The sequence below is a fragment of the Acidovorax sp. sif1233 genome, assembly GCF_019218755.1.
Taxonomy (GTDB): Bacteria; Pseudomonadota; Gammaproteobacteria; order Burkholderiales; family Burkholderiaceae_C; genus Acidovorax.
In genome coordinates, this window is sequence record NZ_JAHUWZ010000001.1 from 567,719 (window position 1) to 585,072 (window position 17,354).

Sequence of the window (17,354 nt, forward strand, 5' to 3'; positions counted from 1 at the left end):
TTGGCGGGATCAGCGCTTGCGTGAAAGGCGGGGGTCGAGCAGGTCGCGCAGGCCGTCGCCCAGCAGGTTCAGGCCCAGCACGGCCAGCGCGATGGCAACGCCGGGCCACACGGCCAGCAGCGGCGCCTGGAACATCAGGGTCTGTGCCTCGCTGAGCATGCGGCCCCACGAAGGCTGGGGTGGCTGCGTGCCCAGGCCCAGGTAGGAGAGGGCGGCTTCCGCCAGGATGGCGATGGCGAACTGGATGGTGGCCTGCACGATGAGCACCGACAGGATGTTGGGCAGCACATGCTCGAGGGTGATGCGCCAGCCGCCCTTGCCGCAGGCGCGCGAGGCCATGATGTATTCGCGCGACCACACGGCGTTGGCCGAGGCGCGCGTGACGCGCGCGAAGGTGGGGATGTTGAAGATGCCGATGGCGATGATGGAATTGACGATGCCCGCCCCGAACACCGCCGTCATCATGATGGCCGAGAGGATGGCGGGGAACGCGAACGTGAAGTCCGCCAGCCGCATGATCAGTTCTTCCACCCAGCCGCGCTTGGCGGCGGCCAGCAGGCCCAGGGCCGTGCCGATGGTCAGGCCGATGCCCACGGCGATCACGCCCACCAGGATGGAGTTGCGCGCGCCCACCAGCAGCAGCGACGCGACATCGCGCCCGAAGGCATCGGTGCCCAGCCAGTGGGTGCCGGATGGACTCGCCAGCTTGTTGGCCAAGTCCATCTCGTAGGGCGACCAGGGCGTCCAGACGAAGGAGAGCAGCGCAGCAAGGATCAGCAGCGCTGACAACACAGCACCAATGACAAAACTGCGGTGGCGCAGGGCGCGGTGCAGCCAGCCGGGGGCGGAGGGCGTGGAAGAGGAGGGGGTGGACACGGCGGCGCTCATGGGAATCAGATGTCGGAAGCCTTCACGCGGGGGTCGATCACGGCGTAGAGGATGTCCACCACGAAGTTCACGATCACCACCATGGCCGCGAGCAGCATCACGCAGTTGCGCACCACGATCAGGTCGCGGTTGGAAATCGACTGGAAGATCAGGCGCCCCAGGCCTGGCAGGTAGAACACGTTCTCCACCACGATGGTGCCGGCCAGCAGGTTGGCGAACTGCAGGCCCATGACGGTGACCACGGGGATCATGGCGTTGCGCAGCACGTGGCCCCAGAGCGCGGCGCGCTGCGACAGGCCCTTGGCGCGCGCGGTGCGCACGAAGTCTTCGCGCAGCACCTCCAGCACGGCCGAGCGCGTGATGCGTGCGAGGATGGCCGCCTGCACCACGGCCAGCGCGATGGCCGGCAGCAGCAGCGCCTTGAGGGCTTCCAGCGGGCCGCCGCCGGCGTCCTCCGTCCAGCCGGGGAAGCCGCCGGCGGAAAACCATTGCAGCTTCACGGAGAACAGCAGGATCAGCAGGATGGCGAACCAGAAGTTGGGAATGGCGATGCCGATCTGCGCCAGCCCCATCACGCCCACGTCGCCGAGCTTGTTGTGGCGCGCGGCGGCGTAGACACCCGCCGCGAGCGCCAGCACCGTGGTGATGACCATGGCCATGAGGGCCAGCGGCACGGTCAGGGCCAGGCGCTCCAGCACCAGATCAAGAACCGGGGAGCTGTAGGCATAGCTGTCGCCCATGTTGCCCACCACCAGGCCGCTGACCCAGTTCCAGTAGCGCAGGCCGGCGGGCTGATCCAGCCCCAGCTTGGCCGCCAGCGCGGCCACGGCATCGGGAGAGGCGTCGGGGCCCATCAGGATCTGGGCGGCGTTGCCCGGCAGGATCTCTAGCACCAGGAACACCACGACCGAAGCACCGATCAGCGTGGCCAGGAGGGTGATGAATCGCTTGAGGAAAAACAGGCCCATGGGAGGGTGGCGTCAGGAAAAAGGAGGAAGGCGCGAGTGCGTCAAATTAATGTGTATACACAGCATAACGGTAAAAACATCCCCGTCGGCGGTGGTGGGTTGCAGTGTCGCATGCAAGGCACATGCCACCATCGCGGGATAATACGGAGCATGAACTGCGCTGCGTACCTTCTGGCCCCTGCTTCCGGCTCCATGCCCAGGGAGGCCGTATGGCGCTGATGATCACCGACGAGTGCATCAACTGCGATGTCTGCGAGCCCGAATGCCCCAACCAGGCGATCTACCTGGGGCAGGAGATCTACGAGATCGACCCGAGCAAATGCACCGAATGCGTGGGGCACTTCGATGAGCCCCAGTGTGTGCAGGTCTGCCCCGTCGCGTGCATCCCCGTGAACCCGCAGCACGTGGAGAACCGGGAAACCCTGTGGCAGAAATTCCAGCGGCTGCAGGCTGCGCCGCCGGCCTGATTTCAAGCCTTGGAGGCGGTAAGCGCTTGTGTATCAAGCGCAGGATGCTATGAAATAAATAGCAATGACTGCCATGCCCTGTGGGCAGGGCCACGCCGGCAGGGGGGTCAGTCTTCCGCGGGACGGGGTGGCTTGGGGCGTGGCGGCTTGGTGGTGTGGATGAGCAAGGTGGCCTTGTCCATCTCCCCCGCCAGCATGGCCGGGTAGGCCTTCAGGGAATGGGCGATGCTGTCCTCGATCAGCGTGCGCTGGTCGGGCGAGGGTTTCTTGAGCACCCAGTTGGCGACTTCACTTTTCACGCCCGGATGGCCGATGCCCACGCGCAGGCGCCAGTAGTCGGGCGAGCCCAGCTGGCCGTGGATGTCGCGCAGCCCGTTGTGCCCGGCATGGCTTCCGCCGCGCTTGAGCTTGACCTGCCCGGGCGGAATGTCCAGTTCGTCATGCACCACCAGGATTTCTTCGGGCTGGATCTTGAAGAAGCGCGCCAGCGAAGCGACGGACTTGCCCGAGAGGTTCATGAAGGTCTGCGGCTCCAGCAGCCACACGCTCTGTCCATGCACCGTGGTGCGCGCGACCAGCCCGTGGTAGCTGCGCTCGGGCACCAGCGTGGCCTTGAGCTCGCGCGCCAGGGCATCGATCCACCAGAAACCGGCGTTGTGGCGGGTGGCCTCGTAGTCTGGCCCGGGGTTTCCAAGGCCTACAAACAGCTTGATCATGGGCGGGATTATCCGTGTGCGGCGGTGGTGCGAACTGCAAGGGGTGCGGAGCGGCTCCGCCGGGGAAGGGGGGCTCGCCCGGCGGCGGGACGGGGTCCGCCAGGCCGCGTCTTCCAATGAAAACGGCCCACGCAGGGTGGGCCGTTTCTGTGGCCAGCGTCGCCGGAGCGCGCTGGCCTTGGGGAAGAAGCAAAGGGTCGTCCGTGAAGGACGGCTGATTACTTCTTGCCCTTGCCCTTGCCCTTGGCGTCGGCCGCGGGGGCTGCTTCGGCAGGGGTCTCGACGACCACGACCGGAGGCACCACGGACACCAGAACGGGGTTGTTGTTCTGGCCACCACGGACCTTGGCCACCACGCCCTTGGGCAGCTTGATGTCCTTCAGGTGCAGGGATGCGCCCTTTTCCAGCTTGGACAGGTCCACAGCGATGAACTCTGGCAGGTCCGAAGGCATGCAGGTCACGTCCAGTTCGTTCACGATCGGGTTGACCATGCACTTGTCGACCTTGACGGCGTTGGACTCTTCAGCGCCGCTGTAGTGCAGTGGCACCTTCATGTGCAGCTTGGTCTTTTCGTCCACGCGCTGGAAGTCGATGTGCAGGACGAGCTGCTTGTAGGGGTGGTATTGCACGTCGCGCAGCAGGACCTTGGAGGTCGTGCCGGCCACTTCCATGTCCAGCACGCTGGAGTGGAAAGCTTCCTTCTTGAGGGCGTGCCACAGTGCGTTGTGGTCCACCTCGATGAGTTGGGGTTCAGTGGTGCCACCGTAGACGATGCCAGGCGTCTTGCCCGAATTGCGCAGACGGCGGCTCGCACCCGTACCTTGCTTGGCGCGCTCAAAAGCGACGAAGTTCATAACTAGCTCCTGAAAAGGACAGACCGCGACCAGTCTTGCCCTGTTGAAAAAAGCCTGCGGTGCCATTCCTGGCGGCAGGCCCATGCAATGCCCTCGAACAGGCAAGCCTCCCGAAGGAGGCCTGCACGCAATCCGGTCCGCAACGCTCCCGTGGGAAGCGCGTCAGAACAGGTTGTCCTGGTCCGAGAACAGACTCATCACCGACTCACCCTTGGCAATGCGCTGTATCGTCTCTGCGATCAGCGGTGCCACGGAGAGCTGGCGAATCTTGGTGCATCCCCGGGCGTTGTCGCTCAAGGGGATGGTGTTGGTCACCACCACTTCGTCGAGGGCGGAACCCTTGGCGATGCGTTCGATGGCAGGACCCGAAAAAATGGGGTGCGTGCAGTAGGCGTACACCTTCTTGGCGCCACGCTCCTTGAGCACTTCGGCCGCCTTCACCAGCGTGCCGGCGGTATCGATCATGTCGTCCATGATCACGCAGTTGCGGCCTTCGATCTCGCCGATCACGTGCATGACTTCCGACACGTTGGCCTTGGGGCGGCGCTTGTCGATGATGGCCAGGTCGCAGTTGAGCTGCTTGGCGAGCGCACGCGCCCGCACGACGCCACCCACGTCGGGCGAAACCACGATCAGGTCTTCGTAGTTCTTCTGGCGCAGGTCACCCAGCAGCACGGGCGACGCGTAGATGTTGTCCACGGGGATATCGAAGAAACCCTGGATCTGGTCGGCATGCAGGTCCATGGTCAGGACCCGGGCAACGCCCACGGCCTGCAGCATGTTGGCCACCACCTTGGCGGTGATCGGCACGCGCGTGGAACGCGGGCGGCGATCCTGGCGGGCATAGCCGAAGTAGGGGATCACGGCGCTGATCCGCTCTGCCGACGCGCGCTTGAGCGCATCGACCATGATCAGCAGTTCCATCAGGTTTTCGTTGGTCGGCGCGCAGGTGGACTGCACCACGAAAACATCCCGTGCACGCACGTTCTGTTTGATTTCTACGGTGACTTCGCCGTCGGAGAAGCGACCCACGTCGGCTGCACCGAGGGTGGTGCCGAGGTGTTGGGCGATTTCAGCTGCCATGCCAGGATTGGCATTGCCGGTGAAAACCATGAAGTCGGGGTGGTTGGCTTGCATGAGCGTCCCAGCAGTCTGAAAAAAAAGCCCGTACGCGAAAAGAAATTTGGCAGGGGAAGAAGGATTCGAACCTTCGCATGCCGGAATCAAAATCCGGTGCCTTAACCAGCTTGGCGACTCCCCTACACAGGTCAACTGCCGAAGGCAGCGAACCTTAATTCTCGTCTGATGCCCAGCCTGCCAGAGGATGGATCATCAGATTTTCACATGCCTTGACCTGCCAGCCCTCGGGGGCGCGGTCCAAATCAACTGCGTGTGACATTTGTGCAAACACCGCACTGCCTGAGCCTGTCATCCGGCCTTGCAACCCTCGCGACCTGAGCCATTCAATGGCTTCGGTGACTTCGGGGCAGAGCGCCTGGGCAACGGGCTGCAAGTCGTTTCGACCGAAGTCAAAGTGTGCTGCAGCAAAGCCTAAGATTGTAGCACTATCTGAATCGCGTTTCAAACTTGGTGACGAAAAAATTGATTTTGTCTCCAAGCCTGCTGCGGGCTTCACGATGGCAAAGCGCGCTGGCGGCAGTTGGTGTGCTTTCTCAAGCGGCGTGATTGTCTCACCAATTCCTTCGACCCAGGCGTTGTGGCCGCGTAAAAAAAATGGAATGTCGGCACCCAGCGTCAATCCGATCTTTTCGAGTGCCGTGCGCGGCAGGTCCAGGCCCCACAGCCGATTGAGAGCCAGCAAGGTGGTTGCGGCATCCGACGAGCCGCCGCCCATGCCCGCTTGCGAAGGCACGCTCTTCAAGACGCCGATGCGCGCGCCCTGGCGGCAGCCCGTGGCCTGCTGCAGGGCACGCGCCGCCTTGATGGTGAGGTCTATCTCCGGCAATGCGGGGCCGATGTCTTCACGCGTGATCTCGCCTGACGCGCAGCGCTCGAAATGAAGCGTGTCGCACCAGTCGACCAGCATGAAGACCGACTGCAGCAGGTGGTACCCGTCCGGGCGTCGGCCTGTGATGTGCAGAAAAAGGTTGAGCTTGGCCGGGGCAGGCACGTCATAAAGGGCTTGCATGGCAACAAACGGTGCGCGAGGAGGGGATGCGGGCTAGCGGGTCAGGGCGATGCGCAAGGTGGCCTGTGGCACGGGGTCGTCCCGGTGGGCGACCAGCCGCCCCTGCTCCAGGGCGGAGAGGTCCGCTCTCCAGCCTGGCACCGTGGCTTGCACGCCCTTGAGCCAGCCAAACAGGGCCGCGACGGGGATGCGCGTGCCGGTCACATCCTGCAGCAGTGCATCCAGCGAATCGGAGGTGCGGGTCTCCTGCGCGCTGACGAGCTGCGCGTGCCCATCCTTCCAGTCCAGCTGCGCGATGCGGCTGCCCAGGGGGCTTATCAATGCAAGCCCCCCGCTCTGGGCATTGCCGCGCAGCTCGAACATGGCGGAAAACGACTGCGATGCCTGCCCATCGACTTGCAGGGCCAGGCGACCGCTCCATGCGTCTTCTTCAGGAGCGGTTTTTTGCATCGGCTGCGCACAACCGGCCAGCCACAACGCGCAGGCAAGCCATGCGAGCAACACGGCGAAACGCCGCAGACCTGCAAGGCCGACCATGGGGTGCAGCGGTGTCGTTTGCCAGCCCCGCATCAAAGGCTGACTCCGAGGCGCGCCAGTGTTTCCTTGAGGGTCTCATTGTCGGGGCTCGCGCGCTGGCCTTCCTTCCAGACCCTGACGGCCGCTTCCCTGTCTCCCAGGCTCCAGAGCACCTCGCCAAGGTGCGCGGCGATTTCCACGTCCGGACGCGCCTTGTACGCGGTTTCCAGGTGCCGCCGCGCTTCCGCCTTGTTCCCCATCCGGAATTCCACCCAGCCCAGGCTGTCCGTGATGAAGGGGTCCGACGGAGCGAACTCCATGGCCTTGAGAATCAGCTGCTTGGCTTCGTCCAGGCGCAAGCCTCGCTCCGCCAGGGAGTAGCCGAGCGCGTTGTAGGCGTGATGGTATTGGGGCTTTTGCGCGATGACCTGTCTCAGCAGCCGTTCCATCGTCTCGGGTTGGCCTGCTTTTTCCGCCAGCATGGCCTGGTCGTAGACCAGCTCCGCGTCATCGGGCGCCAGCGCCACGAGATCGCTCTGGACTGCGTAGGCCTCCTGGTACAGCCGCAGGTCGCGCAGCAATTGCACTTCGGCCAGCAGCTTCATCCGCTTGTCTTCGGCCGAGGTACCGGGCAGGTTGCGCAGCAGCGCGCGCGCCTGGGCCACCTTGCCCTGGCGCGCCAGCAGGGATGCGCGGCGGCTTTGCGCGCTGAAGACTTCATCGACGTTGTCGATGCGTCCCAGCCATGCCTCGGCGGCCGCGAAATCCTGCTTCTTCTCTGCGATTTGCGCGTACAGCAAGTAGGCTTGCGTCAACCCCTTCTGGCGCACGTCCGCATCCGGAGAGGCCGACACAAGTTCCATGAAGCGCTGCAGCGAACTCTCCGACGCGGGCAGGCGGTTGTCCTGGAATTGCAAGGTGGCGAGCACCAGCCATGCTTCCACCAGTTCGGGCTTGTCCCTGGTGACAAATTCCAGCTGATGGCTGGCGTCCGGATAGCGCTGCAAGCCCAGAAGCACCCGGGCATACGCCATCCTGAGCTCGGGGACCGGCTGCTTGGCGAGTGCCTGTGTCACCAAGGGCTCGGCCTCGGGGGTGTTCTCTTCCACCAGCTCGAGCGCCAGCACGGCGGCAGCCTCGTTGGCGTTGTCCAGGGCCTGCGCCCTGCGCGCAGCATCCAGCGCTCCCGGCTTGTCGCCAGCCGCCATGCGCAGGCGCCCCAGGGACACCCAGGCCACCGGTCCGGTGGCGGGGTGCGCGAGTTCGTCGACAAGGGCCGCTTCCACCACCTTGGCCGCCAGTGCCTTGTCACTCGCGCGTCCGTACATCTGGGGCAGTGCGGAAAGCGTGGACGCCTTGGCGCGGGGCGGGGACTGGGCAAGCTCCTGGCGCAGCAGATCGGGGGTTTCGCCAATCCGGTTCAGCGCAACCAGAATCTGGAGTACATAGCGGTTGGCTTCCCGTGACTGCGGCAGTGCTTCCTTCCACGCCTTGGCGGCTGCCAGCGCGTACTCGCCCGAGCGCGACTGCAGTGCGATGTCCGCTGCCCTCTGGTAAAGCTGTCCATCCGCGCTGCGGCGTGCCGCCTCGAGCATGAACGCGTAGCCGGCACCCGGGTCACCGGTCCGCGCACTGATCTCGCCCAGAAAAATCTCGTAAAACAATTCCGCATCCAGCGCCGGATTGGATGCCACGGGGGCTTCGCCGGTGGCGGGAGGGGCGTCGCCCCCCGGCTGTTGCGCCCATGCTGAGTGGGCAGCTACCGCGATAACGGTAGTCAATGCGGCGATCCGAAAGCTGTGAAATGGCACCATCGGGTCATAATAATCCATGCCTGTTAACCCATTGCCGGGGTCTTCGTATGCCTGAGTTGCCCGAGGTGGAAGTGACGCGCCGCAGTTTGGCCGATGCCATCACTGGCGCCCGCATCGAGGCCGTCACACTGGGAAAACCCCTGCGCTGGCCCCTGGGTTGCCCCCCTCAGACCCTGATAGGCCAGCACGTGGTGGACCTGCGCCGTCGCGGCAAGTACCTGCTGGCCGATACCAGCAGCGGGGTCCTGCTCCTGCACCTCGGGATGTCCGGAAGCCTTCGGTTCACCCGAGGGTTGCCTGCGGCGGGCGTCCATGATCACTTCGACATGGTGACCAGCCAGGGAACGCTGCGGCTGCATGATCCCCGCCGGTTCGGTGCGGTGGTTTACGCCACGGGGGAGGAGGATCCGGTCGCTGCCAAGTTGCTCGGGGGATTGGGCATGGAGCCTCTGTCCGAAGCGTTTTCTCTCGCGGCCTTCCAGTCGGGGCTGAAAAAGAGCCAGATGCCCATCAAGCAGTTGCTCCTGGCCGGCCGGCTTGTGGTGGGGGTTGGCAACATCTATGCCTCGGAAGTGCTTTTCCTGGCCGGCATCCGGCCGACCACGAGTGCTTCGCGCATTGGGCCCGCACGGGTGCGGAAACTGCATGAAGCCATTCGCGTGGTGCTTGCGCGGGCGGTGGAGCTGGGGGGCAGCACATTGCGCGACTTTTCCAATGCGGATGGCACCGCGGGGCACTTTCAGACCCAGGCAAATGTCTATGGGCGCGATGGAGCGCCGTGCCACGGGTGCGCCACTCCGATACGCGTTCTGCGCCAAGGACAGCGGAGCAGCTATTTTTGCCCGGCATGCCAGCGGCCCTGAGGCGAGCGGGGGCGCGGCCTGGCCCAAATGACAGCCCGTGGGCCGTCGATGCTATATTTTGTGTATATGCCTGCCTTGTAGGCCATACATAGATCTCTGGGAGCACAGTGGGACCTTCATTCAACGAGCAGTTCGACCAGCACGGCGTCTGGCGGCGTGAGTTCGCCCAGCAACTCAAGCGGCTGGCCGAGTGGATGTCTTCGCACGAGCTCATGGACGCTGCCGTGCAGGAACGGCTGCACCGTCTGGAGGAGCAGGTTCGCAGCGACAAGGTCATGGTGGCGTTCGTTGCCGAGTTCTCGCGCGGCAAATCCGAGTTGATCAACGCGATCTTCTTTGCCGACTATGGACGCCGCATCATGCCTGCGAGTGCGGGGCGCACCACCATGTGCCCCACGGAACTCGGCTACGACGCCAGCGTGGCGCCCAGCCTTCGGTTGCTGCCGATTGAAACCCGCCTGCAGATGCAGAGCCTGGCCGAGTGGAGGGTCAAAACGGATCGCTGGCAGGAGATTCCTCTGGACGTCGGCAACGCAGACCAGATTGCCAAGGCGCTCGAGAAAGTCGCCGAAGTGCGCAAGGTCAGCCTGGACAACGCGCGCGCACTGGGCTTCTGGCACGATGACCTGACCGATGAGAACCCCGTGCCCGACGCCCAGGGGCTCGTGGAAGTGCCCATGTGGCGCCACGCCATCATCAATATTCCGCACCCCTTGCTCAAGCAGGGGCTGGTGATCCTCGATACCCCAGGGCTGAACGCCGTGGGCGCGGAGCCCGAACTCACGGTCAATCTCATCCCGCAGGCACATGCGGTCGTTTTCATCCTGAGTGCCGACACCGGCGTGACCCGTTCCGACCTGTCCATCTGGCGCGAGCATCTGGCCATTTCAGCGGACAGCATGGATGCCCGGCTGGTGGTGTTGAACAAGATCGATACGCTGTGGGACACGCTCAACTCGGCCGAACAGGTGCAGGCGCAGATGGAGCGCCAGTGCAGCACTTCCGCGGAAATGCTGGGGGTTCCCCTGGAGAGGGTGGTCCCGGTGTCCGCGCAGAAAGGCCTGGTCGCCAAGATCACCGCCGACGATCTGCTGCTGGAAACCAGCGGACTGCCGGTGTTGGAAGAGGCTCTGGCCAAGGGCATCATGGGCCGGCGTCAGTCGATTCTGCGGGCGGCGGTGGCCAATGGCGTCGCCAGCCTGCGCACTGAAACCTCCCGCGTCATCAATATCCGGCGCCGCGATCTCGACGACCAGATGGCCGAGTTGCGCAGCCTCCGTGGCAAGAACGCATCGGTGATCGAATCGATGCGCCACCGCGTCGAGCAGGAGCAGCGCGAATTCGACCTGAGCACGACCAAGATACAGGCGGTGCGCGCTGTTCACCTCAAGCTTCTCCGTGACGTGTTCCAGCAACTGGGCGCCAAGGCGCTCAAGGCGGAACTCTCTGAACTGGCGCAGACGCTGCAACAAAAGGGGCTCAAGCTGGGGGTCAAGAAAATTTATGTCCAGACCTTCGACAAACTGCGCGGCACGCTGGACAAGGCACAGGCATCGGGCACCGAGATCCAGGCCATGCTGGGTGGAACGTTCAGGCAACTCAATGCCGAGTTCGGTTTTTCCCTTCAGGTGCCTTCAGCCCCCCAGCTGGAGCATTTCACGCACGATCTGAACCAGATCGAACAAAGCCATCTGCAGTACCTCGGCATGGGCAATGCGCTGAAGCTGGCACAGCCCGAGTTCGCGGAACGCCTGGTGCGGGCCTTGGCCATGCGGCTGCGTACCGTGTACGAGTCCGCAGCGAACGATCTGGAACTGTGGAGCAAATCCGCCACCGCCCAGCTGGATGCCCAATTGCGTGAACGTCGCCGCAGTTTTGCGCGCCGCATCGAAGCCGTCGATCGCATACAGCATGCGGCCAGTGGCTTGGTGGAGCGCATCGCGGAAATAGAGTCGAGCGAGGACGAGCTGGTTCAGCTGGAGCACAGGCTGCAGGAACTGACCGCGAAGCTCATTGCCCTGCCGGGACTGGAATCCGCGACCACCGACAGCAGCCATCCTGTCTCGGCATGAGCGCCACAGAGCACGGGAGCGTGGCGGAGCGCGTGGTCGCGTGGCAGTCGACGCACGGGCGCAACCATCTGCCCTGGCAGCAAACACGTGATCCGTATAGGGTCTGGCTGTCGGAAATCATGCTGCAGCAAACCCAGGTTGCCACGGTTCTCGACTACTACGCGCGCTTTCTTGCGCGTTTCCCCGATGTGAGGGCGCTGGCGCAGGCCGGGCAGGACGAAGTGATGGGGCTGTGGAGCGGGCTGGGCTACTACGCCCGTGCCCGCAACCTGCATCGCTGCGCCCAGCAGGTGGTCGCCGAACATGGGGGCGTATTTCCCGACACTGCCGCGGTGCTGGCGACTTTGCCGGGGATTGGCCGGTCCACGGCGGGAGCGATCGCAGCCTTCTGTTTTTCTGAGCGAGTCCCCATTCTGGATGCCAATGTCCGCAGGGTGCTCACGCGCCTGCTGGGGTTCGACAAGGACCTGGCGTCGGCAGGAAATGAACGTCTGTTGTGGGAGGAGGCGCAGGCACTGCTCCCCAGGAAAAATCTGCATGCTGCCATGCCCCGCTACACGCAGGGGCTCATGGATCTGGGCGCCTCGGTCTGTACTCCAAAAATGCCGCGCTGCGGGCAGTGCCCCCTGGCAAGCGGCTGCGCAGCGTCCAGGGCCGGCGACGCGGAGCGTTATCCCGTCAAGACGCGCAGGCTGGTGCGCCGTTCAGAATCCTGGCAACTGCTCGTGCTTCGAAATCCCGGGGGCCGGGTTTGGTTGCAGCGTCGTCCGGCGGCTGGCATCTGGGCGGGAATGCACTGCGTTCCGGTATTTGCCGACGGTGCCTCTCTCATGGGCTGTGTCGCGTCTTTGGGCGATGCGTCCCGCATTTCCTGCAATGAGCTGCAGCCGTTTCTTCACGTGCTGACGCACAGGGATCTGCATCTTCATCCCGTTCTGGTCGCGGGGGACATTGCAGAGCGTCCCACGGAAGACGGCGGGTGGTTTGGTGCCGACGAATGGCACTCCATCGGCCTGCCGGCGCCTATCCGCAAGCTGCTTGATTCGACGCAGGCGCAGCTTTGGTGATGGGGGTGGGGGTGTGCGCGGTACCGCGCCTTACCGCCCATCCAGTTCCCGGTGCCTCTTCAGTGCGGTCCAGCGGCTGTTCAGAACCTCGGCGAGGCGCTCCACCAGATAGACCGAGCGGTGCTGGCCACCGGTGCAGCCTATGGCCACGGTAACGTAGCTGCGGTGGTTGCGGTCAAGCATTTCCAGCCAGTGCGCAAGGAACTGCTCGATGTGCGCCTGCATCAACGAGACGTCGGGCTGCTGGCGCAGGAAGTGGGCAACAGGCTCGTCCAGCCCGGTCAGATCACGCAATGAGGGCTCATAGTGCGGATTGGGCAGCATCCGAACATCGAAGACGTAGTCCGCGTCCATCGGTATGCCGCGCTTGAACGCAAAGGATTGAAACACCAGGGTCATCTGCCCCCGGGCCGTGACGATCAAGCTCTTGACGTAGCTTTGCAGTTGCGAGGCCCGTATCGTGCTCGTGTCGATCACATGCGACTGCTCTCGTAGCTCGGCCAGCAGCTCGCGCTCCAGTTCGATGATCTGCACCAGCGCCTTGCGCCCCTGCTGGAGGTCGTCGTGCGACAGTGGGTGGCGTCGCCGTGTTTCCGAAAAGCGCCGCACCAGGGTGTCGATCGTTGCATCCAGAAAAATGGATTGCACCAGCACACCCTGGCTCCTGAGCCTATGGAGCTCCTGCGGCACCTGGTGCAAGGATGTGGCGCTGCGGACGTCCATTGCGATGGCAACGCGGTTCCCGTGGTGGCGGTGCTCCAGTGCCACGAAGGCAGGCAACAGTTCGGGCGGCAGGTTGTCCACGCAGTAGTACCCAGCGTCTTCCAGGGCATGCAGCGCCACGGATTTTCCGGAGCCCGACATGCCGGTGATGAGGACGATTTCGAGCGCCATCAGCCGTTTCCTTCCGAAGTTGCGGCAGCGATATCCAGCATTTCCCGTGCGTGGGCGAGTGTCGTGCCCGTGGAGCGTTCCCCTCCCAGCATGCGGGCGATCTCCGCGACACGTTGCTCCTCCTGAACCGCCAGGACGGTGCTGGTGGTGCCTTGTGGGCTCTTGCGCTTGGAAACCTTCAGGTGATGGTGGGCGCAGGCTGCCACCTGGGGCAGATGGGTGACTGCGAGCACCTGCCGGTTGCTGCCCAGTTGCTGCATGAGGCGTCCCACGGTTTCGGCCACCGCACCGCCGACACCGGAGTCCACTTCGTCAAAGATGAGCGTGGGCGCCATGCCCAATTCGCTGGTCGTCACCGAGATGGCAAGGGAGATGCGCGACAGCTCGCCCCCCGACGCCACTTTGCCGATGGGTTTGGGGGTCATGCCGGGATGGCCGGCCACGAGGAAGACGACGTCGTCGATGCCATGGGCTGAAGGCTCCTGCGCTTTGGTGACGGACACCTCGAATTTCCCTCCTTCCATGCCAAGGCCCTGCATGGCCAGCGTGATGGCCTGGGACAGCCGGGGAGCCGCCTTTGCGCGGCCCAGTGACAGAGACCGCGCCGATGCCTGGTAGGCCTTGGCGCTGGAGGCTTCCGCGACCTGCAGCTGCTCCAGATCGGTGGCCGCATCCAGGCGGCGCATGTCTTCCTTCCAGCCTGCGAGCAGGGCAGGCAGCTCTGCGGGAGTGCGCTTGTACCTGCGCGCCAGAGTCATCCAGAGCGATATGCGCGCGTCGAGTTCTGCCAGGCGCTGTGGGTCGATCTCCGCATGCCTCAGGTACAGCTGCAGCGAGTGCACGACATCGCTCGCCTGCGCGAGGCTGGAGGAGAGGATGTCCGCAAGATTGGCGAACTCGGGCTCAATATGTTCCTGGCTTTGCAGGAGGGCGTGCGCGCGCGCGAGCCCGGCGAGCGCCCCGGCCTCGTCGTCCTGCAGGGTCTGGATCGCGCCCTCCGCGCCTTCCAGCAGGGCCTGCGCGTGCGAGAGGCGCTTGTGCTGGGCGTCGAGCTCTTCCCATTCGCCATTGGCGGGGGCCAGCTTGTCCACCTCGCTGATCTGCCACTGCAGGCGCTCACGTTCCTGCTGCAGCGTGGCCTGCGCCTGGCGCGCCTGTTGCAGGGCCTTCTGGTCCGCACGCCATTGGGCCCAGCGTGCGGTGGTCTCTGCGGTGCGCACTCCTGCAAATGCGTCGAGCAGCCCGCGCACGGAGTCAGGCCGCGTGAGGCTCTGCCACGCATGCTGGCCATGAATGTCCAGGAGGCTGTCGCCCAGCGTCCGCAGTTGCGCCGCAGTGGCGGGCGTTCCATTGATCCATGCCCGGCTTTTACCCTGCGCGTCCACGGTGCGGCGCAAGAGCAGCAGGTCATCGATGTCGAAGCCCGCTTCCTCCAGCCAGGGGTGAACATGGGCCGGGCAATCGAATTCCGCACACAGGTCGGCCTTGCTTGCGCCCTCGCGAACCACGCCCGCATCCGAACGGGAGCCCAGCACCAATTGCAGGGCATCAATCAGGATCGACTTGCCGGCGCCGGTTTCTCCGGTCAGCACGGTGAAGCCGGAGCCCAGTTCAAGCTCCAGCGCCTGAACGATCACAAAATCACGCAGGGTGATCCGCCTGAGCGCCATGGTCAGGAACCTCCTTCGTTCCAACGTAGTTTCTTGCGCAGCGTGGCAAAGTAGTTCCAGCCCAGGGGGTGAAGGAACCGCACGCAGTGCTCCGACCGTTTGACCAGGATGCGGTCCCCGTGCAGCAGAGAGGCCAGGGACTGCATGTCGAAATTGGCGCTGACATCCCTTCCGCTGACCACCTCGACCGCCACTTCGGTGGCATCCGACAGGACGATGGGGCGGTTGGACAGCGTGTGGGGGGCAATGGGCACGAGCACCCATCCTGGAATGGAGGGGTGCAGCATCGGCCCGCCGGCGGAAAGCGAGTAGGCCGTGGACCCCGTCGGCGAAGCAATGATGAGGCCGTCTGCGCGCTGGTTCGCCACCAGGCGGCCGCCCACCTCGACACGCAGCTCCACCATGCCCGACGTGGCGCCTCGGTTCACCACCACATCGTTCATCGCGAGGGCCTCAAAGACAATCCGCTCATCCCGCACCACCGTGGCGTGCATGAGCGGCCGCAGGTCTTCCTCGTACTCGCCCTGCAGCATGGGCAGCAGGGTGGCTTGGTACGTGTCAAACGGAATGTCCGTGATGAAGCCCAGGCGCCCCTGGTTGATGCCGATCAGGGGGGTGCCAAACCGGGCGAGCCTGCGGCCTATGCCGAGCATGGTGCCATCGCCTCCGACCACGAGGCCCAGGTCGCACTGGCTGCCTATCTGGTCTACATTCAAGGCTGGGTAGTGTGTCAGCCCGGTGTTGCTGGCGGTTTCAGCCTCCAGCATCACTTCACAGCCTTGGCGCTCCAGAAAATGGGCGATGTCTTCCAAGGCTTGGCGAGAGCTGTCGCCCATGGAGCCTGCCGATGAAGCCTGGTACTTGCCGATGAGCGCAACATGGCGGAAATTGGACGTCATCGCGAAATTACATCATTAAAATCATTCCATGCTCGATGACCGTGCCAAGTTGTTGCTCAAAGCGCTGGTCGAGCGCTATATCGCCGATGGCCAGCCCGTTGGATCGAGGACCTTGTCGCGCGCGTCGGGGCTCGATCTCTCGCCAGCCACCATCCGCAATGTCATGGCGGATCTGGAGGAACTGGGGCTGATTGCAAGCCCCCACACTTCGGCAGGCCGCATTCCCACGGCACGTGGCTACCGGCTCTTTGTAGACACCATGCTGACGGTGCAAAGGGATCCGCTGACACCTCCACAGCTTGCGCCGGAGCAGCCCCAGAAGGTGATTGCGAACGCGGCGCAGTTGTTGTCAAACCTCTCGCAGTTCGTCGGGGTGGTCATGGCGCCACGGCGCACTTCGGTATTTCGCCACATCGAATTCCTGCGGCTTTCCGAGCGCCGGTTTCTGGTCATCATCGTTTCTCCCGAGGGGGACGTTCAGAACCGCGTCATCTTCACCGAGGCGGACTACTCGCAATCGCAGCTCGTTGAAGCCTCCAACTTCCTCAACGCGCACTATGCGGGTCTCGCGATGGAGCAGGTGCGCGAGCGCCTGAAGTCCGAAGTGGATGTGCTGCGCGGCGAGATCGCCTCCCTCATGCAGGCGGCCGTCAACGTGGGTTCCGAGGCCCTGTCGGAGGCGCAGGACGAGGTTGTTATTTCGGGCGAGCGCAACCTGCTGGCTGTCAGCGATTTTTCCAGCGACATGGGAAACCTGCGGCGGGCCTTCGATCTGTTCGAGCAAAAGACCCAGATACTGCGGTTGCTGGATATCTCCAGCCAAGCGGAAGGTGTGCGCATCTACATCGGCGGCGAAAGCCATGTGGTGCCATTTGAAGAGCTGTCCATTGTCAGTTCGCCGTACGAAGTGGACGGCAAGGTCGTGGGCACGCTGGGTGTGATCGGCCCTACGCGCATGCCCTATGACCGGATGATCCAGATCGTGGACATCACGTCCAAGCTCGTGTCCAACGCACTCAGCCATCGCAAGTAAAGCCCCTACAATACGGCGCTTGCCCCGTTGTATGGCGCAGGAGCATGGCTTGGGGCGTTAGCTCAGTTGGTTAGAGCAGAGGACTCATAATCCTTTGGTCGTTGGTTCAAGTCCAACACGCCCTACCACCCGTCGTTCGCACGGGCGATCATCGCGATTGCAGCCATTTTTCTTGTCGCAGTGCAGTCCTTTTCTCTTTGGAGTCTCTGGAGTGCATTACAATCCTGGCTTGCGTTGAGTTGAGTGTCTGATTGAGTTTGCCTTCAAGGCAGGAACAAGCAGAAAAATCTGATTTCAAGGGTCGCCAAGAAATTATGCTATAATTCAAAGCTTAGCGGCTGTAGCTCAGCTGGATAGAGTACTTGGCTACGAACCAAGGGGTCGTGGGTTCGATTCCTGCCAGCCGCACCAATGTTTAAAGCCTGCAATCGAAAGATTGCAGGCTTTTTCATTTGTCCAGAGCGCTTTGCGCTGATCGGGAGAT

Annotated in this window: 16 protein-coding genes and 3 tRNA genes; 7 read left to right on the forward strand and 12 right to left on the reverse strand. The window is 63.7% G+C overall.

The genetic code is table 11. The annotated features are described in order from the left end of the window. Nucleotides 1-9 precede the first annotated feature (9 nt). Both KW843_RS02600 and KW843_RS02605 read right to left on the reverse strand, forming a co-directional pair. The gene (locus KW843_RS02600) at nt 10-888 is read right to left on the reverse strand and encodes an ABC transporter permease (protein ID WP_218293522.1); all 879 of its coding nucleotides are present in this window, start codon (nt 886-888) and stop codon (nt 10-12) included. A gap of 5 nt (nt 889-893) precedes the next feature. After that, nucleotides 894-1,856, reverse strand: a complete 963-nt coding sequence (locus tag KW843_RS02605; RefSeq protein ID WP_218293523.1) for an ABC transporter permease — start codon at nt 1,854-1,856, stop codon at nt 894-896. Between the two features lie 209 nt (nt 1,857-2,065). Here KW843_RS02605 and KW843_RS02610 point away from each other — a divergent pair, with 209 nt between their 5' ends. Beyond that, a complete protein-coding gene (locus tag KW843_RS02610; protein ID WP_218293524.1) occupies nt 2,066-2,323 on the forward strand; it encodes a YfhL family 4Fe-4S dicluster ferredoxin in 258 nt (85 codons plus the stop codon). 107 nt (nt 2,324-2,430) lie between these two features. Here the strand turns inward: KW843_RS02610 and pth are convergent, their stop codons facing one another. The 7 genes from pth to KW843_RS02645 all read right to left on the reverse strand — a co-directional run bounded on the left by pth (nt 2,431) and on the right by KW843_RS02645 (nt 8,390). Next, nucleotides 2,431-3,039 carry an aminoacyl-tRNA hydrolase gene (pth, locus tag KW843_RS02615; protein ID WP_218293525.1) on the reverse strand — a complete coding sequence of 203 codons (609 nt, stop codon included), beginning with the start codon at nt 3,037-3,039 and terminating at the stop codon, nt 2,431-2,433. 218 nt (nt 3,040-3,257) lie between these two features. Further along, nucleotides 3,258-3,893: a 50S ribosomal protein L25/general stress protein Ctc gene (locus KW843_RS02620; protein ID WP_218293526.1), complete on the reverse strand. Its 636-nt coding sequence runs from the start codon at nt 3,891-3,893 to the stop codon at nt 3,258-3,260. A gap of 162 nt (nt 3,894-4,055) precedes the next feature. Beyond that, a complete protein-coding gene (locus tag KW843_RS02625; RefSeq protein ID WP_218293527.1) occupies nt 4,056-5,030 on the reverse strand; it encodes a ribose-phosphate pyrophosphokinase in 975 nt (324 codons plus the stop codon). A 47-nt stretch (nt 5,031-5,077) separates the two neighbouring features. Beyond that, a tRNA-Gln gene (locus KW843_RS02630) sits at nt 5,078-5,154 on the reverse strand. A 30-nt stretch (nt 5,155-5,184) separates the two neighbouring features. After that, a complete protein-coding gene (ispE, locus tag KW843_RS02635) occupies nt 5,185-6,042 on the reverse strand; it encodes a 4-(cytidine 5'-diphospho)-2-C-methyl-D-erythritol kinase (protein WP_218293528.1) in 858 nt (285 codons plus the stop codon). 33 nt (nt 6,043-6,075) lie between these two features. Further along, entirely contained in the window at nt 6,076-6,579 is a 504-nt protein-coding gene (locus KW843_RS02640) for a lipoprotein insertase outer membrane protein LolB (RefSeq protein WP_218293529.1), read from the reverse strand. Nucleotides 6,580-6,611: 32 nt separating this feature from the next. After that, nucleotides 6,612-8,390, reverse strand: a complete 1,779-nt coding sequence (locus tag KW843_RS02645; RefSeq protein WP_218293530.1) for a tetratricopeptide repeat protein — start codon at nt 8,388-8,390, stop codon at nt 6,612-6,614. A gap of 29 nt (nt 8,391-8,419) precedes the next feature. Here KW843_RS02645 and mutM point away from each other — a divergent pair, with 29 nt between their 5' ends. The 3 genes from mutM (at nt 8,420) to mutY (ending at nt 12,374) form a co-directional block, all read left to right on the forward strand. After that, nucleotides 8,420-9,235 carry a bifunctional DNA-formamidopyrimidine glycosylase/DNA-(apurinic or apyrimidinic site) lyase gene (gene mutM, locus KW843_RS02650; RefSeq protein ID WP_218293531.1) on the forward strand — a complete coding sequence of 272 codons (816 nt, stop codon included), beginning with the start codon at nt 8,420-8,422 and terminating at the stop codon, nt 9,233-9,235. Between the two features lie 107 nt (nt 9,236-9,342). Further along, nucleotides 9,343-11,307 (forward strand): dynamin family protein, encoded by a 1,965-nt coding sequence (locus KW843_RS02655; RefSeq protein WP_218293532.1) that lies wholly within the window; start codon nt 9,343-9,345, stop codon nt 11,305-11,307. Beyond that, the gene (gene mutY, locus KW843_RS02660; RefSeq protein WP_218293533.1) at nt 11,304-12,374 is read left to right on the forward strand and encodes an A/G-specific adenine glycosylase; all 1,071 of its coding nucleotides are present in this window, start codon (nt 11,304-11,306) and stop codon (nt 12,372-12,374) included. Before KW843_RS02655 ends, mutY begins: the two co-directional genes overlap by 4 nt. Before the next feature lie 30 nt (nt 12,375-12,404). On the opposite strand, the gene rapZ is transcribed toward mutY, so the two are convergent. The 3 genes from rapZ to KW843_RS02675 are packed head-to-tail and all read right to left on the reverse strand — an operon-like array spanning nt 12,405 to nt 15,837. Beyond that, nucleotides 12,405-13,268, reverse strand: a complete 864-nt coding sequence (gene rapZ / locus KW843_RS02665) for an RNase adapter RapZ (protein ID WP_218293534.1) — start codon at nt 13,266-13,268, stop codon at nt 12,405-12,407. Then, entirely contained in the window at nt 13,268-14,938 is a 1,671-nt protein-coding gene (gene recN / locus KW843_RS02670; protein WP_218293535.1) for a DNA repair protein RecN, read from the reverse strand. Before recN ends, rapZ begins: the two co-directional genes overlap by 1 nt. Nucleotides 14,939-14,940: 2 nt before the next feature. After that, nucleotides 14,941-15,837, reverse strand: a complete 897-nt coding sequence (locus KW843_RS02675) for an NAD kinase (RefSeq protein ID WP_218293536.1) — start codon at nt 15,835-15,837, stop codon at nt 14,941-14,943. A 28-nt stretch (nt 15,838-15,865) separates the two neighbouring features. Here KW843_RS02675 and hrcA point away from each other — a divergent pair, with 28 nt between their 5' ends. The 3 genes from hrcA (at nt 15,866) to KW843_RS02690 (ending at nt 17,281) form a co-directional block, all read left to right on the forward strand. Beyond that, nucleotides 15,866-16,870 (forward strand): heat-inducible transcriptional repressor HrcA, encoded by a 1,005-nt coding sequence (gene hrcA / locus KW843_RS02680; protein ID WP_218293537.1) that lies wholly within the window; start codon nt 15,866-15,868, stop codon nt 16,868-16,870. A 51-nt stretch (nt 16,871-16,921) separates the two neighbouring features. Continuing rightward, nucleotides 16,922-16,998: transfer RNA gene (locus tag KW843_RS02685), tRNA-Ile, on the forward strand. 206 nt (nt 16,999-17,204) lie between these two features. Further along, nucleotides 17,205-17,281 (forward strand) — tRNA-Arg (locus KW843_RS02690). The last annotated feature ends 73 nt before the right edge of the window (nt 17,282-17,354 follow it).